The following is a 16904-nucleotide window of genomic DNA, read 5'->3' on the forward strand; positions in this document are numbered from 1 at the left end:
GGTTAATGGTGATGAAACTTTGTGGCATCGATGCCGCCGACCTGCGGCAAACTCCCGCTTCGTCCTGTCAGGAGTGTGCCCTCGTGGATCGTCGTTCCCTGCTACGCGGCGCGGCCGCCGCCGGTGCCGTCGGTGCCGGTCTCGTCACGCCGCGTGCCGCCCTCGGAGCCCCGGCCGCCGCTTCCGCAGCCCCGGCCGCCACCTCCGCGGCCCCCGGTGCGACCGCCCTGGCCGCCGGGCCCGCCGGCATGCCGACCTACACCTACCTGCGTGACGCGCTCACCACGCCGTTGCGCTACAACCCCACCGGCGAGTTCATCTTCCCCTGCGTCCGAGGCGTCTACGACAAGATCAGCGGAGCGCGGGGCCGTTACTACCTGTATTACGCCCCGCACGAGAAGCCCGGCGGCATCTGCGTGGCCTGGGCCGACTCGCTGGCCGGCCCGTTCACCGAGAACCCCGGCAACCCGGTGATCGACAACGTGCTGCCCAGCACGACCGTGTCGCACGTGTCGTCGCCGCACGTCACCTGGATCCCGCAGACGCGCCAGTTCTACCTGTACTACCACGGGGAGAACACGACGACCCGGGTCGCGCGGTCGTCGGACGGCCTCACCTTCCGTGACGAGACCCCGATCCTCAGCACCCGGCTCGTGCCCGGTCTGACCGAGACGTCGTACGCCCGGGTCTTCGCGCACAGCGGCCGCTACGTGATGGTCTACATGGGAGTGCTCTCCGGGCGGCGGCGCATCTACCACGGCTGGTCGCCGAACGGCTGGGACCAGTGGCAGTTCAGCCAGGCGCCGCTGGTGAACCCGGAGCCGGACGGGTTGACCGACATCTCCGGTCCGCACGTGGTGGTGCGCAACGGGACCACGTACGTCGCCTACCACGGCAACGACGGCAGGATGCGGATCACCGAGGTCGGCAACGCCTTCGACCGGGAGAACCACCTGGGCGTCTTCCACTCGCCCGGCGCGGCCGACAACGGGCGTACCGCGGCGCCGTCGTTCGGGACCGACGGCGGGACGGAGTACATGTTCTACGAGGCGGGGGACCGGCTCAAGGCCCGGATCTGCATCGCCCGCGCGGTGTGAAGCCCGGTCAGGCCGACTCGCGCAGCACCAACTCGGTCGGCAGCACCACCGACCCGGGCACGTCCTCGTCGCCGGCGATCAGCCGGAGGATCAGCTGGGCCATCATCCGCCCGGATTCGGCGATCGGCTGGCGGACCGTGGTCAGGGGCGGATCGCTGTAGCGGCTGATCTCGAAGTCGTCGAAGCCGACCACCGCGACGTCCACCGGAACCTGCCGGCCGGCGTCGCGCAGGGCCTGCAACGCGCCGTGCGCCATCAGGTCGGACGCGGCGAAGACGGCGTCCAGGGCCGGGTCGCGGTCGAGCAGGTCCCGCATCGCGGCCACCCCGGACTCCCGGGTGAAGTCGCCCGCCGTCACCAGTTCCGGCAGGTCGGCCTCGCGCAGCGCGTCCCGGTAACCGGCCAGCCGGGCCAGGCCGGCGACCATGTCCTGCGGGCCGGCGATGGTGGCGATCCGGCGGCGCCCGGTGGACACCAGGTGGCGGACCGCGGCGGCCACCCCGCCGGCGTGGTCGACATCCACATAGGGCACCGAGGAGGCGCTGCTCATCGGGCGGCCGCTGCACACGACCGGGATGCCGCGCTCGGCCAGGATGCCGGGGAGCGGGTCGTCGCCGTGGATGGAGGCGAACAGGACGCCGTCCACGTGACCGGCGACCGCGTACCGCTCGACGCGATGATGACCGGCCTCGGAGCCGGTCATCATCAGCACGAGCTGTTTGTCGGCGGCCTCGAGCTCCTGGCCGACCCCGCGGATGATCGCCGGGAAGAAGAGGTCGTCGGAGAAGACCCGGTTCGCGGTCTCCGGCAGGATCAGCGCGATCGAATCGGTCCGCTGCGTGACCAGGCTGCGTGCGGCCTGGTTGGGCACGTACCCCAGCTCGTCGACGGCCCGGTTGACGGCGTCACGGATGCCGGCTGCGACGGTCGTGGAGCCGTTGACGACGCGGGACACGGTCGCGCGGGACACCCCGGCACGACGGGCCACCGCTTCCAGGGTGGGCCGCTCCCGCGTCGTCACAAAGCTGCTCCTCGCTGTGTACCCCAGCGATCACTCCAGGCCGTTGCGGCGGATCACCTCGCGGTACCACTTCGCGCTGTCCTTGAGCACACGCTGCTGGGTCGTGTAGTCGACGTGCACGATACCGAAGCGCTTCGCGTATCCCTCGGCCCATTCGAAGTTGTCCATCAGTGACCACGCGAAGTAGCCGCGCAGATCCACCCCGGCGGCCAGGGCGTCGTGGCAGGCGCGCAGGTGGGCGTCGATGTACTCGATGCGGCGCAGGTCGTGCACCTCGCCGCCCTCGGTCGGGCCCTCCGGGTACGCGGCGCCGTTCTCGGTGATCAGCAGCGCGGTGCCCGGGTAGTCCCGGTGGATCCGGTTGAGCAGCCGGGTCAGCGACGCCGGCTCGATCTGCCAGCCCATGTCGGTGACCGGGCCGACCGGCGGCCGGAACGCGATGCCCTGGCTGCCCGGGTAGTCCAGGGCGCCGGGCGCGCCGGGCTTCGCCGTGACGTACGACGGTGTGTAGAAGTTGATCCCCAGCAGGTCGATCGGGGCGTTGATGATCGCCTCGTCGCCGTCCTTGATGTGGTCCAGGTCGGTGATCCGGGCGATGTGCTCGAGCACGTCCGCCGGGTATGCACCCTTCAGCATCGGGTCGAAGAAGATCCGGTTCGCCACGCCGTCGATCAGGCGGGCGGCCTGCACGTCGGCCGGGTTCGCCGGGTCCAGCGGGGAGACCTCGCACGGGTTCAGGGTGATGCTGATGTTCTTGGCGCCGGCCGCGCGCAGCGCCCGCGCGGCGAGACCGTGCGCGAGGTTGAGGTGGTGTGCCGCCTTGAACGCCTTGGCCGGGTCCTGCACGCCGGGCGCGTGGATGCCGGACCCGTAACCGAGGTAGGCCGAGCACCACGGCTCGTTCAGCGTGGTCCACGTGCCGATCCGGTCGCCGAGGCGGCGGTGGACGATCTGGGCGTACTCGGCGAAGGCCTCGGCGGTCTCGCGCACCGCCCAGCCGCCCCGGTCCTCGAGGGTCTGCGGCAGGTCCCAGTGGTAGAGCGTGACGACCGGGTCGATGCCCTTGCCGAGCAGTTCGTCGGTGAGCCGGTCGTAGAAGTCGAGGCCGCGGACGTTCACCGGGCCGGTGCCGTCGGGCTGGATCCGCGGCCAGGCGATCGAGAAGCGGTACGACGCCAGGCCCAGGTCGGCCATCATCGCGACGTCCTCGGCGTACCGGTGGTAGTGGTCGCACGCGATGTCACCGGTGTGGCCGGCGTGCACCTTGCCCGGGGTGCGGCTGAAGGTGTCCCAGATGGACGGGCCGCGGCCGTCCTCCCGCGCCGCGCCCTCGATCTGGTACGACGCGGTGGCGGCGCCCCAGACGAAGCCTTCAGGGAAAGTGATCCCCGCGGGCGCCGGCTGAGCCGACGTCGACGTGACGGTTGCCGTCATTCTGCACCGCTTCCTGCTCTTGATCAGGTCTGACTTAACCGGTTCAGAGGATAACCGCTCGCGCGGCGTTGGACACCCGGCACGGAGAGCGTTTTCTCAGTGCCCGGGCGCCGGGTAACCACATGTCTCTCATCGGCGGTCGCCGTGGGCGAGTGAGGCTCAGCCGGCCCGGAGGGCCTGGACCAGGCGCGGGTCACCGGCGAGGGCGAGCTGGTCCGGCCGTTTGCGGCCGAGCAGGGCCAGCTGAAGGTCGCTCGCCGTGCCGGTGGCCTTGGCCCGGGCGTGATGGTCGTCGCTGTCCAGGATCGTGCCGGTGTCCAGCAGTGCGATGCCCTCACCGCGGAGCCGGACGAACCACTCGTGCGCCGCGTCCGTGGCCACCAGTTGCACCACACCCTGCACGTCGGCCGGACCCACCCGGCGTCCGGCCGGCAGCCAGGTGTCGAGCACCTCGCTCACCCCGTCGGCGGCCAGTTTCGTCTCGATCGGGGTGGCCCGGCCGGCGGTCGACTCGGCGTCCCAGCGGGTCAGCGAGACCTCGTGCGCGACCCGGCGGTGCCAGAAGACCGCCCGCTTCGGCTGCGGCGCCCAGTTCCACGCCGGGAAGTCGGGATCCAGCGCCTCGAGCGTCTCGATCGTGCCGGTCAGCTCGCGGCGGAGCTGGTCGAGTGCGTCCGGCCACGCCGGGCGGCCGTCGCCCGGCGGCGCCTGCGGCTCGGGCCGGTCCGTGGTGCCGCGCGCCACGGTGGCGCGCACCCAGCGGAGCAACCCGGTCAGGTGCTCCGCGAGATCGGCCGTCGTCCGGCCCGGCGAAGTGCCGACCGCCACGTCGGGGCCGGTCTCGGCAACGGCATCCCACAGCGCCGGCCCGTCGGCGCGCAGCGCCGCGAGCCAGAAGTCCTTCGTCGCGTGCAACCTGTTCATCGCAGCTGTCTCCCGGTCGGCCGGACCGCGGGTGTCGTGCCCCGCAGTCGAAGCTTAGGGTGAACGTCGTGCCCGACGCATTCGCCGACCATCCGACCGACACACCCCCTGCTGCGGATCACTCCCTGGCGGTGTACACGACGCTACGCCTAGGCGGCCCCGCCGGCACGCTGACCACAGCGGTCCACGCGGACGAGGCGATCGCCGCGGTGCGCACCGCCTCGGCGGCCGGCCGGCCGGTGCTGGTCCTGGCCGGCGGCAGCAACCTGGTGATCGGTGACGCCGGGTTCGCGGGCGAGGCGCTGTTGCTGCGCACCAGCGGCATCGACGTGGTCGGCGAGGACCCGGACGGCGTGGTGGTCCGGGTCGCGGCGGGCGAGGCCTGGGACGACTTCGTGGCGTACACGGTGACGAACGGCCTGTCCGGCGTCGAGTGCCTGTCCGGCATCCCCGGTTCGGCGGGCGCCACCCCGATCCAGAACGTCGGGGCGTACGGGCAGGAGGTCGCGCACACCATCGTGGCGGTGCACGCCTACGACCGGATCGCCGACCAGGTCCGGGTGATGGCTCCCGCCGAGTGCGGTTTCGGGTACCGGACGAGCGTCTTCAAGCACAACGACCGCTACCTGGTGCTGTCCGTCGACTTCAAGCTGGCGCGCTCCGGCGAGTCCGCCCCGATCCGCTACGCGGAGCTGGCCCGCAGCCTCGGCGCCGGGACCGGCGACCGGGTGCCGCTGACGCTGGCCCGCGACACCGTGCTCAAGCTGCGGGCCGGCAAGGGCATGGTGCTCGACCCGGAAGACCGCGACACCTGGTCGGTCGGTTCCTTCTTCACCAACCCGGTGGTCAGCGAGGAGTTCTTCGCGACGCTGGGCGAGATGCCGCACTGGCCGGCCGGTGACGGTCTGGTGAAGCTGCCAGCGGCCTGGCTGATCGAGCGGGCCGGGTTCCCAAAGGGGTTCGCCGGAGACGGCGTGGCCATCTCCGGCAAACACACGCTGGCCCTGACCAACCGGGGCGCCGGCACCACCGAGGGGCTGCTCGACCTGGCCCGCACCATCCGGGACGGCGTGCGGGACAGGTTCGGTGTCGAGCTGCACCCGGAGCCGGTGCTTGTCAACTGCGCGATCTGAGGTCCGGCACTACTGCCAGCCGAAAACCTGCGTGTAATACGGCGTGCCGTCGGCCGCGTAGGCGACGCCCGTGCCGATCGCCTTGGCGCCGCAGTTGAGGATGTTGGCCCGGTGCCCGGGGCTGTCCATCCATGCCTCCACGACCTCGCGCGCGGTGCGGTAACCCCAGCCGATGTTCTCCCCGGCGGGTGTCGGGTAGCCGGCGACCCGGCTGCGGGCGACGAACGTCGAGCCGTCGCGCCAGACGTGGCTGAAGAGGCGGGTCCGTGCCATGTACCAGCTCTGCCGCAGGGACGCGGTGATCAGGTCCGGTTCGACGGAGAGCGCCGGGCAGCCGGCGGCCCGCCTCTTGTCGTTGGTGAGCCGGACGACCTGGAGCATCGCGGCCCGTGCGCGCAGCCGGGCCTGCGTGGCCGCGCCGGGCGTCGCGGCCGGGCTGCCCGCGGCCACGCTCGGCACGGCGCGTGGTGCGGCCTGCGGTGCGCGGTCCGGCGCGGGCTGTGCGACCGGCGGGGGTACGCGCATCGGCCGTGGCGGCAGGATGGGGCCGGTACCCAGCGCGGGCGCGGCGATTGCGAGCAGCGCGGGTGTCGCCGCGACCAGCACGACACGTCGTACCACCAGGTCGAACACGGATGCCTCCGATCGTGGAACGGACGCGGATCGTCCATCAGGGCCTATCGCACCCCGATCTTCGTGTCGTGTCACATCTTTCTCGGAAAGGGCAAAAAGGGGTATCCGAAATGTCAGGCTGAAGGGATGGCTCACCCGGCCCCCGTCATCCTGGCGCGGTGGCCCGGTGTGCACGGATCCTTGCGGACCGCCTCTTGTGTCGGGCGTAGGACGCTAAACTGTCGCTGTCCGTAAATAGGCCGTGACATCACGCTATGGTGTTTTTGCGCCTTTGAAATTCCCCCGTTCGCGGTCACGCGAACGGGTGCCGAGCAAGATGCTGACCCTTCAGTGGCACTCGCATGCCCGGAGGTCGGCCGTGCCCATGCCGGGTGCGAGTGCGGGTTGGGGGCAGGGTGAGCAAACGATGAGTCGCCTTCTCGTGGTCGAGGACGACCCGGACATCGCACTCGCTCTCCGGTTGCTGTTCAGCCGGGCCGGATATGAGGTGGCGCACGCCGCCGACGGCCGGGCCGGGCTCAAGGAGGCGTACGCCGAACACCCCGATCTGGTGGTGCTGGACGTCGGCCTGCCGGAGATGGACGGCTGGCAGGTGCTCGAGCGGCTGCGCGACGTCTCGGACGTCCCGGTGCTGGTGCTCACCGCACACGGCCAGGAGGCGGAGAAGGTCCGCGGCTTGCGCGGTGGTGCCGACGACTACCTCACCAAGCCGTTCGCGAACAACGAACTGCTGGCCCGGGTGGAGGCGCTGCTGCGGCGCTCCTCCAGCGGGCAGAACAACTGGGCCAGCCAGATCTACGACGACGGTCTCGTGCACCTGGACCCGACCAAACGCCGGGTCTATGTGAAGGGCGACGAGAAACGGCTCACGCCCACCGAGTTCCGCCTGCTCAACGCCTTGGTCCGGCACGCCGGGGCGGTTCTCTCCCCGAACCAGCTGCTGACCCAGGCCTGGGACGACCCGACCGGCATCGGCCAGGAGCGGGTCAAGTTCGCGGTGCTGCGGCTGCGCCGCAAGCTCGGCTGGTCCGATCCGGACGAGTCGCCCATCGAGTCCGTACGCGGATTCGGCTACCGATACCGGCGTCCGGGTGGAGAAGCGTGATTACTCGCCGTTCCGGTCGAGTCTTCTCAGTTGGCGCCCGCACACGTCGATGAGGGCTGTGAAGCCGAGCAGGAGGTAAGTCGTGGAAGACCTTGGCGAGATCGTCGGCGAATTCCTGATGGAGAGCCACGAGAACCTGGACCAGATCGACCGGGACCTCGTCAGCCTCGAGCAGGAACCGGACTCGCGTGACCTGATCTCCCGTATCTTCCGGGCGATCCACACGATCAAGGGCACCAGCGGGTTCCTGGCGTTCAGCCGGCTGGAGAAGCTGGCCCACGCCGGTGAGTCGCTGCTGTCCCGGCTGCGGGACGGCGTGCAGCCGGTCACCCCGGAGACGATCACCGTTCTGCTTGTCACGATCGACGGTGTCCGCGCGCTGCTCTCCTCGATCGAGGAGAACAACACCGAAGAGGGCATCGACATCGACAGCACCATCGAGCGCATCCACGCGCAGATGAACGCGCCGTCGGACCCGGCCGCCGCACCGGCACCGGCCGCCGCGCCGGCTGCCGAAGCGGCGCCGGCCGCCGAGGCCGAGGCGGAGGCGCCGGTCCAGCTGGACGAGACGCCGAAACGGGCGGCGCCCGAGCCGATCGCCGAGCAGCGCCAGCCGCTCGGCCAGATCCTGGTCGAGGCCGGCGCGGCCCAGCCCGCCGACGTCAGCTCCGCGCTCCAGCAGCAGATCGAGGGTGACGAGCGCAAGCTCGGCACGATCCTGCTGGAGGAGGGCAAGACCCAGCCGGCCGCGGTCAGCGAGGCGTTGCAGGCGCAGACGCCGAAGCGCAGCATCGCGGACAGCGCGATCCGGGTGGACGTCGACCTGCTGGACACCCTGCTGAACATGGTCGGTGAGCTGGTCCTCGCCCGGAACCAGCTGGTCCGCGGCGTGATGGAGATCGGCGACGCGACGCTGGTCCGCAGCGCCCAGCGGCTCGGCATGATCACCAGTGAGCTGCAAGAGGGCATCATGAAGACCCGCATGCAGCCCATCGAGCACATCTGGTCCAAGCTGCCCCGAGTCGTCCGGGACCTGAGCAACTCACTCGGCAAGCAGGTCGAGCTCGTCATGCAGGGCAAGGAGACCGAACTCGACCGGAGCCTGCTGGAAGCGGTCAAGGACCCGCTGACCCACCTGGTGCGCAACGCGGTCGACCACGGCATCGAGGACCCGGAGCGCCGGACGGCCAGCGGCAAGAGCCCGGTGGGCACGCTGACGCTTCGCGCGTACCACGAGGGCGGTCACGTCGCGGTCGAGGTGGCCGACGACGGCGCCGGCCTGAACGTCGAGCGGATCGCGCAGAAGGCCGTGGAGAACGGGCTGCTCCGGCCGGAGCAGATCCCGAACATGGACAAGCGTGACATCATGGCGATGGTCTTCCAGCCCGGCTTCTCCACCGCAGCCAAGGTCACCAACGTCTCCGGCCGCGGTGTCGGCATGGACGTGGTGAAGACCAACATCGAGAACATCGGCGGCGCGGTGAGCGTCGACTCGACGCCGGGCGAGGGTACGGTCTGGCGGCTCACCATCCCGCTGACGCTCGCCATCATCCAGGCGCTCACCGTCGACTGCGGCGATCAGCGTTACGTCGTCCCGCAGGTCGCGGTCCTCGAGCTGGTCTTCATCGACGGCACCGCCACCAAGATCGAATATGCCTCCGGCGCCCCGGTCTACCGGCTGCGCGGCAAGCTGCTCCCGCTTGTCCGCCTGGACCGCGCGCTCGGCTTCGAGGTCGGCGGCGACCAGGGTGTCTACATCATGGTGCTGCAGGCCGACGGCCGGCGGTTCGGCCTGGTCGTGGACCGGGTGCTGAACACCGAGGAGGTCGTGGTCAAGGCGCTCAACACGCGGCTCAAGGACATCGGGCTCTACGCCGGCGCCACCATCCTGGGCGACGGCAAGGTGGGCCTCATCCTGGACGTCTCGTCCCTGGCCCGCCGGTCGCACCTGGCCGTCGACTCGGAGCGCGAGAACGTCGTGGAGAAGCGCACCGCGGGCGGCGGCGGCACCGAGCGCCTGCTGGTCACCGCGGTCGGCGAGCGCCGGGTGGCGATCCCGCTGGACACCGTCACGCGGCTCGAGGAGTTCCCCCGGGACCGGATCGAGCACGCCGGTTCCCGCGAGGTGGTCCAGTACCGGGGGCAGATCCTGCCGCTGGTCCGGCTCTCCCATCTGCTCGGCGCCTACGGCGAGGAACTGGAGGGCGACACCGTCTCGGTCGTGGTCTACAGCGAGGGCGGCAAGAGCGTGGCGCTGGTGGTGGACCGGATCGTGGACATCGCCGAGAACTCGACGACCGCGCGCCGCGACGCCGAGGAGGACGGCCTGGTCGGCACCGCGGTGATCCAGCAGCGGGTCACCGAGCTGCTCGACGTGCGCCGGGCCATCCTCGCCGCGGATCCGAACTTCTACAGCGATTCGATGGACGAGATGCTGGTGGAGGCCTGAGATGGCGAGTCGTCAGTTCGCCACCTTCGAGGTGGCCGGGCAGCTCTTCGGCGTCGAGGTGCACACGGTGCAGGAGGTGCTCTCGTACAACGAGTACACCCCGGTGCCCCTCGCGCCGCCGGCCGTCGGCGGCCTGTTCAACCTCCGCGGCCAGGTGATCGCCGCGGTGGACCTGCGGGTGCAGCTCGGTCTGGCCCGGCAGGCGCTGCAGGGACCGGTCATGAACGTCATCCTGCGCGGTGACGGCGAGCCGGTGAGCCTGCTGGTTGACAAGATCGGCGAGGTGGTCGACCTGGACGACGAGACGTTCGAGCCGCCGCCGGACACGCTCAGCGGCCCGACGCGCGAGCTGGTCGTCGGCACCTTCAAGCTGGACGGGCGGCTGATGCTGGCCCTCGACGTCAACCAGGCCGTCGACACGTACCGCGCCACGACCTGATGTACAGCCTCGTCAGCGCCCCGGTCCTGGGCTTCGACCTGACCCGCCTGGAGGGCGGGTCGGCCGCGGCCGACGTGCTGCTGCGCGCCCTGCGACTGCAGGCCGAGGATCTTCCGATCCTGGCGGAGCGGCTGCCGGACGAGGGCGTACGAGGTCCGCTCTGGGTCGAGGTGGAAAGCGCCGCCCGCCGGATGCCCTCGCTCAAGGGAATGTCGAAGGACGATCCGGCGGCAAACCTCACTCTGGTGGAGCGCGCGCCGATCGGCTCGGTGGACGCGCTGCTCACCTGCCTGCGCTACGACGTGATGTCGTGGACGTGGGAGGGCAAGGGGCGCGACGCGCGGCAGAGCGACGACGCCGGTGCGGCCACCGCGCTGCTGTGCGACGCGGCGGTCGCCAGTTATCTGCGTGAGGTGCTCGACGAGGAGACCCGCCGGCGCCTCGGTGCCGGCTGGGTGGCGGCGGTGAAGAAGCTGCCGGCGGGGGCGCCGATCGACCTGGGTCCGCACCACTACACGGTGTCGGCCCTGCTGGACCGGCTGCGCACGCTGCGGCCGGAGGACCGGGAGCGGGTGCTCACCTCCGCCGACGACGCCCGGCGTAACACCGCCGGATGGTCACCGGCGGTCCACTCGGCCTCCTGGGCGGCGTACCTCTCGGACCGGGTCCGCACCGCCGCGGCGGCGCAGATGCTGCTGGTCCAGGCGGTGGACACCGCCGGGATTCCGCTGGCCGACCGGGCCGGCGGCGTCTGGAACATGCTCAGCGGCGCCGTGCAGGCGCTCGTGGTTCGCGACCTGCTGGACACCGCCACCGCCCATCGGCTGCTCGCACCGGTGGTCGCGGCGCTCGGTCCGGCCTGGCTCGGCTGAAGGGGGTGGTCGAATGATCTCGGTTCTCGTCGTCGACGATTCCGTGGTGGTCCGTCGACTGATCGTCGACGCTCTCGGGGAGGCGCCGGGCATCCAGGTGGTCGGCACGGCTGCGAACGGGCTCCTGGCCCAGGCCAAGATCGACCAGCTCAAACCCGACGTGATCACCATGGACATCGAGATGCCCGAGATGGACGGCATCGCGGCCGTGCGCGAGCTGCGTAAACGGCACACCGCGCTGCCGGTGATCATGTTCAGTACGCTCTCCGCGGCGGGCGCCTCGGCGACCCTGGAGGCCTTGGCCGCGGGCGCCACCGACTACGTCACCAAGCCGAGCAACGTGGGCTCGGTGCAGGAGTCGATCGCGGCGGTGCGGGAGCAGCTCGTACCCAAGATCCAAGCGCTCGGTGGCCGGCGCCGGCCCGCCGGTGCGCCGGCCGGCCCACCGCCGCGCCCGCCGGCCGGCGCCCTGCGTCCCGGCGCCGCGCCGGGACGTCCGGGCCTGCCGCCGGTCGCACCCGGGCGACCCGCGTCGGCGTCCGGACCCGCGCCGGCCCGTCCGGCGGTGCCGCGCCGGGCCGGTGTGCAGGGCCGGGTGGACATCCTCGCGATCGGTTCCTCCACGGGCGGGCCGGACGCTCTCACCAAGGTGCTGCTCGGCCTGCCCGCCGACCTGCCGGTGCCGATCGTGATCACGCAACACATGCCGCCGGTGTTCACCAAGATGTTCGCCGAACGGCTGGACCGCAGCACGCCGTTGCGCGTGCTGGAGGCCGGCGACGGCATGGAGCTCACGCCGGGCACGGTCTACATCGCTCCGGGAGACCGCCACCTGGTCTTCAACCGCAAGGGAACCGCGACGCTGACCCAGCTCAGCACCGCGCCACAAGAGAACTCCTGCAGGCCTGCCGTGGACGTGATGTTCCGGTCGGTGGCGGGACTGTACGGCGCATCAGCCTTCGCGGCGGTGCTCACCGGAATGGGACAAGACGGACGGAGTGGTGCGAAAGTGCTACGAGACTCGGGCGCCGAAGTGCTGGCACAGGACGAGGCGAGCTCGGTGGTCTGGGGCATGCCCGGCGCCGTGGTCGCCGCCGGACTGGCCGACGAGGTGCTGCCCCTGGACCGGATCGCGGGAGCGCTGCTCAACCGCGTGCGGGCGGGCCGTTCCGCGGCGGTGGCCCGATGACCCTCTCCCAAGCGGACTTCACGTTCGTCGCCAACCTGGTCCGCCGGGAAGCCTCGATCGTGCTGGCGGCCGGCAAGGAATACCTGGTCGAGGCGCGACTGATCCCGGTGGCCCGTGCGGTCGGCGCGGCGAACGTCAACGAGTTCCTGGCCGATCTCCAGCGGCGGCCGAACCCGCAGTTCCAGCGCAAGATCATCGACGCGCTCACCACCAACGAGACGTCCTTCTTCCGGGACCGCGAACCGTTCACCGCGCTCACCGAGGTGGTGCTGCCCGAACTGATCAAGTCCCGGGCGGCGCAGCGGAAACTGCGGTTCTGGTCGGCCGCGAGTTCCAGCGGGCAGGAGGCGTTCAGTCTGGCGATCACCCTGCAGGAGACCCTGCCTGCCGGGTGGTCCTACGAGATCATGGGAACGGACATCTCCACCGCGATGGTGGAGCGGGCGACCAAGGCGGAGTACAGCCAGGTCGAGGTGAACCGCGGTCTCGCGGCGACCCAGCTGGTGCAGTACTTCGAGCGGGCCGGCGCGCACTGGCGGGTGATCCCCGCGCTGCGGCGCAACGTCACCTTCAAGCACATGAGCCTGACCGCACCGTTCCCGCCGATGCAGCCGTTCGACGTGATCTTCCTGCGGAACGTGCTCATCTACTTCGACGTCGCGACCAAGCGCCAGGTGCTGCAGAACGCCGCCCGCATCCTGCGGCCGGACGGCCTGCTCTTCCTGGGCGCGGCCGAGACCACGATCGGGATCGACGACAACTACGAGCGCGTGGCCGCCGGCCGCACCTCTGCCTATCGAACTCGTAACGCGGTGCCCTCCGGTGCCGCGAGAAGGGGATGACGCCGATGCGCGCCATGGTGATCGACGACTCCCGCGCGATGCGCATGATCCTCAAGCGCATCGTCACGAAGCTCAACTTCGAGGCGGTGGAGGCGGGGGACGGGAAGGAGGCGATGGACCTCCTCGCCGACATGACCGAGGTGCCGGAGCTGGCACTTATCGACTGGAACATGCCCAACATGAACGGGCTCGAGTTCGTCACCAAAGTCCGGGCCGATCCGCGCCTGCGGGAGATGACCCTGGTGATGGTCACTACCGAGAGCGAACAGAGCCAGATCGTCCGGGCGCTCGCCGCGGGTGCCCACGAATACGTGATCAAGCCCTTCACCGAAGGCGCCATGATCGAAAAGCTGGCCCTGCTGGGCCTCGTCCCGACCGGAGCGAACTCATGAGTGTCGAAGTCGAGGTCAATGAGAGCGACCTCGCCGAGATGGTGGAACAGGTTTGGGAGTCGTATCTGGATCCGGAGGGCGTGAGTCCCCTGATTCCCACCTACGACGAGAACCAGCCCTCCGAGGTGCACTCCTCGGTCTCCATCACCGGATCCTGGAGCGGGCACGTCGTGTACGCCTCGTCCATGGCCGCCGCCCAGCGTGCGGCTGCCGCCTTCCTCGCCATGGAGATGGACGAGGTGAGCGAGGAGGACATCTCGGACACGCTCGGCGAACTCGCCAACATCGTCGGTGGCAACGTCAAGGCGATGCTGCCCTCCGGCGCACAACTGTCCCTTCCGCAGGTGGTGCTCGCGCCCGAGTCCTCGGCGCGTTACCCGAACGCGCAGCGCATCAGCGGCGTCTACGGGATCTGGGAGGGCGAACCGGTGTCCATCTCGATGTGGCACAGCAGCTCGGACAACAAGGAGGAGGAGGGCGAATGAAGATCCTCATCGCCGATGACAGCAGAGTGATGCGGCAGATCGTCGTCCGCACGCTGCGCCAGGCCGGGTTCGGTGATCACGACCTGGTGGAGGCCGCGGACGGCAAGGAGGCGCTGGACATGGCCAACGCCGAGAAGCCGGACCTGGTCATCTCGGACTGGAACATGCCGCATCTGACCGGTATCGAGGTGCTCCGGCAGCTACGCGCCGCCGGCAACAACGTGAAGTTCGGCTTCGTCACCTCGGAGTCGACCCCGGAGATGAAGGAGGCAGCCGAGTCCTCGGGCGCGGCATTCTTCATCGTCAAACCCTTCACAGCTGAGCGATTCGATGAGGTTTTCACTCCTATTTTGGGATGATTAAGACATGTCAGACGTCTCGGTTCTTCCCGGCTCACTAGCCGTACGTAACCTGTTCGAGGATCTGCTCGGTCGCGAGGTGGTGGTCAGCCCCGGCGACCCGCTGAGCGCTGAGGAGATCAAGACCGCAACTGTCGCCATCTTCACCGATCCCGGTCAGAAGATCTACGCGGTGATGGGCATGCAGCTGAGCCTCGCGGCGAACGCCGGGGCGGCCCTGGGCCTGCTGCCGGCCGGCGCCGCCGAGGACAGCATCGACGAGAAGCAGCTCTTCCCCAACCTCGCGGAGAACGTCTTCGAGCTCTGCAACGTCTTCACCAGTCTGCTCAACCGTGAGGGGGCGCCTCACCTCAAGCTCTACCAGGTGATCTACCCGGGCATGGAGCTGCCGGGCGACGCGCGCGCGGTCCTGCTCGCGCTCGGCCGCCGCCTCGACCTCATGTGCGAGGTCAGCCGGTACGGCAAGGGGAAGCTCAGCCTGTCTCTCGCACCCTGACCGAGGTCCTAATTGAAAAGCTCCCGTTGCGGGCCCGCCGATCGGCGGGCCCGCAAATTTGTGGCTAAGCAATCGCGGAGGCGCGCCGAACCTTAGGTTGAGCTCGCAACGGACAGGAGAAGTCAATGACCTCGCCGACCTCCGGACCGATCGGTTCCAGTGATGCCGCCAAGGCCGCCGCACTCGCTGCGGCGAAAAGCTCCGAGGCCAAGGCCAAGTCGCTCGGCGACAAGGACACCTTCATGAAGCTCCTCGTCGCCCAGCTGAAGTACCAGGACCCTTCCAAGCCCGCCGACTCGACCGCGTTCATGGCGCAGACCGCCCAGTTCACGCAGGTCGAGAAGCTGGAAGACATGATCGACATGCTCTCGGCACAGCGCATGATCGGCGCCAGCTCGCTGGTGGGCAAGACGGTGACGTACATGGACGACACCGGCGCCTCGCAGACCGGCGTGATCACCTCGGCGAAGCTCAACGGAGACAGCGAACCGACGTTGAAGGTCGGGAACATGGACGTGCAGCTGTCCAAGGTCACGGAGATCTCACAGACCGCCTCCGACTCCCGTCCCACCGCCCCACCCGCCCTCTGACGGCGGACTGACGGCCTCTCGACCGCAAAGGAATTGTTTCCATGCTGCGTTCTCTCTACTCCGGCATCAGTGGCCTCAACGCGCACCAGCGGATGATCGACGTCACGGGTAACAACATCGCGAACGTCAACACCACCGGTTACAAGTCCTCCCAGGTGCAGTTCCAGGACGCGCTCAGTCAGATGATGGGTGCCGCCGGATCACCGCAGAACGGCCAAGGTGGCACCAACGCGGCCCAGGTCGGTCTCGGTGTCCGGGTCGCCGGCATCACCGCGAACTTCAGCCAGGGTTCGGCGCAGACGACCGGCAAGTCCGGCGACATGATGATCCAGGGTGACGGCTTCTTCATCACCCGCAGCGGCAACGAGCAGCTCTACACCCGGGCCGGTTCCTTCTTCTTCGACGCGAACGGCACGCTCACCACCACGACCGGTGAGCCGGTGCAGGGCTGGACCGCCGAGAACGGCGTGGTCAACGCGGCGGGCAAGCCGGGCGACATCCGGATGCCGCTCGGTGCCACCATCGCGCCGGAGCCGACCACGACGGTCACCCTCAAGGGCAACCTGAGTACCGATCCGATCCCGGACGCGAACAAGCCGGACAACGGTGGCGACAACTACTCGACCACCATTCCGGTCAAGGTGTTCGACGCCCAGGGCGCCACACACACGGTCACCGCCAAGTTCGAGCGCGGCGTGGTCGACAACGCCGGCGATCCGCCCACCTCGGCATGGAAGGTCACCATGCTCGGTGAGCCCAACGCCGACGGCAGTGAGAACCCGATCGGCGATCCGGTCGACATCGAGTTCGAGAACGGCAAACCGAAGCTCGGCGGCGTCATCGACGAGACCACCGGCAGGGCCAAGATCGGTGACTACGACGTCGATCTCTCCGATGTGACCTCGTACTCCGGTCTCTCCGACGCCCGGGTGTTCGACACCGACGGCCAGACCGCGGGTGCGCTGACCTCGCTCTCCTACACCGTCTCGGACACCGGCGAGATCATCGGCGTCTACAGCAACGGCCTGAAGCAGACGCTGGGCCAGGTCGCCATGGCGACGTTCAAGAACGTGGCGGGCCTGGAGAAGGTCGGCAACTCGATGTTCCGTACGTCGGTGAACTCGGGTTACGCCCAGGTGGGTCAGCCGGGCAGCGCCGGCATGGGTCAGGTCATCTCCGGCGCGCTGGAGATGTCGAACGTCGACCTGGCGCAGGAGTTCACCAACCTGGTCGTCGCGCAGCGCGGCTTCCAGGCGAACTCCAAGATCATTACCACCTCGGACGAGATCCTTCAGGAGCTCGTCAACCTGAAGCGTTGATCCAGCACTCGGCGGTGGCCGGGTCGGGCATCCGTGCCTGGCTCGGCCCTTTTCTTTGCCGGGCGCTGACGTACGTCCCGTTCCGGGCGGTTTCCCATTCGGATAACGGCCCTCTCGATCTCATC

At 69.5% G+C, this 16904-nt stretch carries 18 protein-coding genes; 14 read left to right on the forward strand and 4 right to left on the reverse strand.

Translation table 11 applies throughout. From position 1 onward, the window contains the following. The first annotated feature begins 83 nt into the window (after positions 1 to 83). On the forward strand, positions 84 to 1097 hold the full coding sequence (locus LPA41_RS02240) for a hypothetical protein (RefSeq protein ID WP_229067889.1): 1014 nt from the start codon (positions 84 to 86) through the stop codon (positions 1095 to 1097). Between the two features lie 7 nt (positions 1098 to 1104). Here the strand turns inward: LPA41_RS02240 and LPA41_RS02245 are convergent, their stop codons facing one another. From LPA41_RS02245 to LPA41_RS02255, 3 genes are all read right to left on the reverse strand, one after another. Further along, entirely contained in the window at positions 1105 to 2118 is a 1014-nt protein-coding gene (locus tag LPA41_RS02245) for a LacI family DNA-binding transcriptional regulator (protein ID WP_229067890.1), read from the reverse strand. Between the two features lie 30 nt (positions 2119 to 2148). Further along, positions 2149 to 3552, reverse strand: coding sequence for a GH1 family beta-glucosidase (locus LPA41_RS02250; RefSeq protein ID WP_229067891.1), 1404 nt, complete (start codon positions 3550 to 3552; stop codon positions 2149 to 2151). Positions 3553 to 3711: 159 nt separating this feature from the next. After that, positions 3712 to 4476: a maleylpyruvate isomerase family mycothiol-dependent enzyme gene (locus LPA41_RS02255; RefSeq protein WP_229067892.1), complete on the reverse strand. Its 765-nt coding sequence runs from the start codon at positions 4474 to 4476 to the stop codon at positions 3712 to 3714. 68 nt (positions 4477 to 4544) lie between these two features. Between LPA41_RS02255 and LPA41_RS02260 the strand changes: the two genes are divergently transcribed. Continuing rightward, a complete protein-coding gene (locus LPA41_RS02260) occupies positions 4545 to 5609 on the forward strand; it encodes a UDP-N-acetylmuramate dehydrogenase (protein ID WP_229067893.1) in 1065 nt (354 codons plus the stop codon). A gap of 9 nt (positions 5610 to 5618) precedes the next feature. Here LPA41_RS02260 and LPA41_RS02265 read toward each other — a convergent pair whose 3' ends face one another. Beyond that, the gene (locus LPA41_RS02265; protein WP_229067894.1) at positions 5619 to 6242 is read right to left on the reverse strand and encodes a CAP domain-containing protein; all 624 of its coding nucleotides are present in this window, start codon (positions 6240 to 6242) and stop codon (positions 5619 to 5621) included. Positions 6243 to 6648: 406 nt separating this feature from the next. On the opposite strand from LPA41_RS02265, the gene LPA41_RS02270 reads away from it, so the two are divergent. The 12 genes from LPA41_RS02270 to flgF all read left to right on the forward strand — a co-directional run bounded on the left by LPA41_RS02270 (position 6649) and on the right by flgF (position 16779). Beyond that, positions 6649 to 7347 (forward strand): response regulator transcription factor, encoded by a 699-nt coding sequence (locus tag LPA41_RS02270; RefSeq protein WP_111649790.1) that lies wholly within the window; start codon positions 6649 to 6651, stop codon positions 7345 to 7347. Between the two features lie 82 nt (positions 7348 to 7429). Next, positions 7430 to 9796 (forward strand): chemotaxis protein CheA, encoded by a 2367-nt coding sequence (locus LPA41_RS42890; protein ID WP_229067895.1) that lies wholly within the window; start codon positions 7430 to 7432, stop codon positions 9794 to 9796. A 1-nt stretch (position 9797) separates the two neighbouring features. Then, positions 9798 to 10235 carry a chemotaxis protein CheW gene (locus LPA41_RS02280; protein ID WP_229067896.1) on the forward strand — a complete coding sequence of 146 codons (438 nt, stop codon included), beginning with the start codon at positions 9798 to 9800 and terminating at the stop codon, positions 10233 to 10235. Next, entirely contained in the window at positions 10235 to 11107 is an 873-nt protein-coding gene (locus LPA41_RS02285) for a hypothetical protein (RefSeq protein WP_229067897.1), read from the forward strand. Before LPA41_RS02280 ends, LPA41_RS02285 begins: the two co-directional genes overlap by 1 nt. A 13-nt stretch (positions 11108 to 11120) precedes the next feature. Continuing rightward, a complete protein-coding gene (locus LPA41_RS02290; protein ID WP_229067898.1) occupies positions 11121 to 12296 on the forward strand; it encodes a chemotaxis response regulator protein-glutamate methylesterase in 1176 nt (391 codons plus the stop codon). Then, the gene (locus LPA41_RS02295; protein WP_229067899.1) at positions 12293 to 13138 is read left to right on the forward strand and encodes a protein-glutamate O-methyltransferase CheR; all 846 of its coding nucleotides are present in this window, start codon (positions 12293 to 12295) and stop codon (positions 13136 to 13138) included. The genes LPA41_RS02290 and LPA41_RS02295 overlap by 4 nt, the downstream gene beginning before the upstream one ends. 5 nt (positions 13139 to 13143) lie before the next feature. Next, entirely contained in the window at positions 13144 to 13530 is a 387-nt protein-coding gene (locus LPA41_RS02300; RefSeq protein WP_173476755.1) for a response regulator, read from the forward strand. Further along, on the forward strand, positions 13527 to 14015 hold the full coding sequence (locus LPA41_RS02305) for a chemotaxis protein CheX (RefSeq protein ID WP_229067900.1): 489 nt from the start codon (positions 13527 to 13529) through the stop codon (positions 14013 to 14015). Before LPA41_RS02300 ends, LPA41_RS02305 begins: the two co-directional genes overlap by 4 nt. Continuing rightward, positions 14012 to 14374, forward strand: coding sequence for a response regulator (locus LPA41_RS02310; RefSeq protein ID WP_229067901.1), 363 nt, complete (start codon positions 14012 to 14014; stop codon positions 14372 to 14374). Before LPA41_RS02305 ends, LPA41_RS02310 begins: the two co-directional genes overlap by 4 nt. Before the next feature lie 7 nt (positions 14375 to 14381). Then, entirely contained in the window at positions 14382 to 14870 is a 489-nt protein-coding gene (locus tag LPA41_RS02315; protein ID WP_229067902.1) for a hypothetical protein, read from the forward strand. Positions 14871 to 14995: 125 nt separating this feature from the next. Continuing rightward, complete coding sequence (locus tag LPA41_RS02320) at positions 14996 to 15460, forward strand: flagellar hook assembly protein FlgD (RefSeq protein WP_229067903.1); 465 nt, start codon at positions 14996 to 14998, stop codon at positions 15458 to 15460. A gap of 41 nt (positions 15461 to 15501) precedes the next feature. Next, positions 15502 to 16779 carry a flagellar basal-body rod protein FlgF gene (gene flgF / locus LPA41_RS02325; protein ID WP_229067904.1) on the forward strand — a complete coding sequence of 426 codons (1278 nt, stop codon included), beginning with the start codon at positions 15502 to 15504 and terminating at the stop codon, positions 16777 to 16779. Positions 16780 to 16904 lie beyond the last annotated feature (125 nt).

The organism is Actinoplanes sp. DH11 (assembly GCF_020873875.1).
Lineage (GTDB): Bacteria > Actinomycetota > Actinomycetes > Mycobacteriales > Micromonosporaceae > Actinoplanes.

Coding starts and splice junctions, on each gene's coding strand:
- LPA41_RS02250 (WP_229067891.1), bottom strand. CDS start 3,552: ATGACGGCAACCGTCACGTCGACGTCGGCTCAGCCGGCGCCCGCGGGG.
- LPA41_RS02255 (WP_229067892.1), bottom strand. CDS start 4,476: ATGAACAGGTTGCACGCGACGAAGGACTTCTGGCTCGCGGCGCTGCGC.
- LPA41_RS02270 (WP_111649790.1), top strand. CDS start 6,649: ATGAGTCGCCTTCTCGTGGTCGAGGACGACCCGGACATCGCACTCGCT.
- LPA41_RS02280 (WP_229067896.1), top strand. CDS start 9,798: ATGGCGAGTCGTCAGTTCGCCACCTTCGAGGTGGCCGGGCAGCTCTTC.
- LPA41_RS02285 (WP_229067897.1), top strand. CDS start 10,235: ATGTACAGCCTCGTCAGCGCCCCGGTCCTGGGCTTCGACCTGACCCGC.
- LPA41_RS02290 (WP_229067898.1), top strand. CDS start 11,121: ATGATCTCGGTTCTCGTCGTCGACGATTCCGTGGTGGTCCGTCGACTG.
- LPA41_RS02295 (WP_229067899.1), top strand. CDS start 12,293: ATGACCCTCTCCCAAGCGGACTTCACGTTCGTCGCCAACCTGGTCCGC.
- LPA41_RS02300 (WP_173476755.1), top strand. CDS start 13,144: ATGCGCGCCATGGTGATCGACGACTCCCGCGCGATGCGCATGATCCTC.
- LPA41_RS02305 (WP_229067900.1), top strand. CDS start 13,527: ATGAGTGTCGAAGTCGAGGTCAATGAGAGCGACCTCGCCGAGATGGTG.
- LPA41_RS02310 (WP_229067901.1), top strand. CDS start 14,012: ATGAAGATCCTCATCGCCGATGACAGCAGAGTGATGCGGCAGATCGTC.
- LPA41_RS02315 (WP_229067902.1), top strand. CDS start 14,382: ATGTCAGACGTCTCGGTTCTTCCCGGCTCACTAGCCGTACGTAACCTG.
- LPA41_RS02320 (WP_229067903.1), top strand. CDS start 14,996: ATGACCTCGCCGACCTCCGGACCGATCGGTTCCAGTGATGCCGCCAAG.
- flgF (WP_229067904.1), top strand. CDS start 15,502: ATGCTGCGTTCTCTCTACTCCGGCATCAGTGGCCTCAACGCGCACCAG.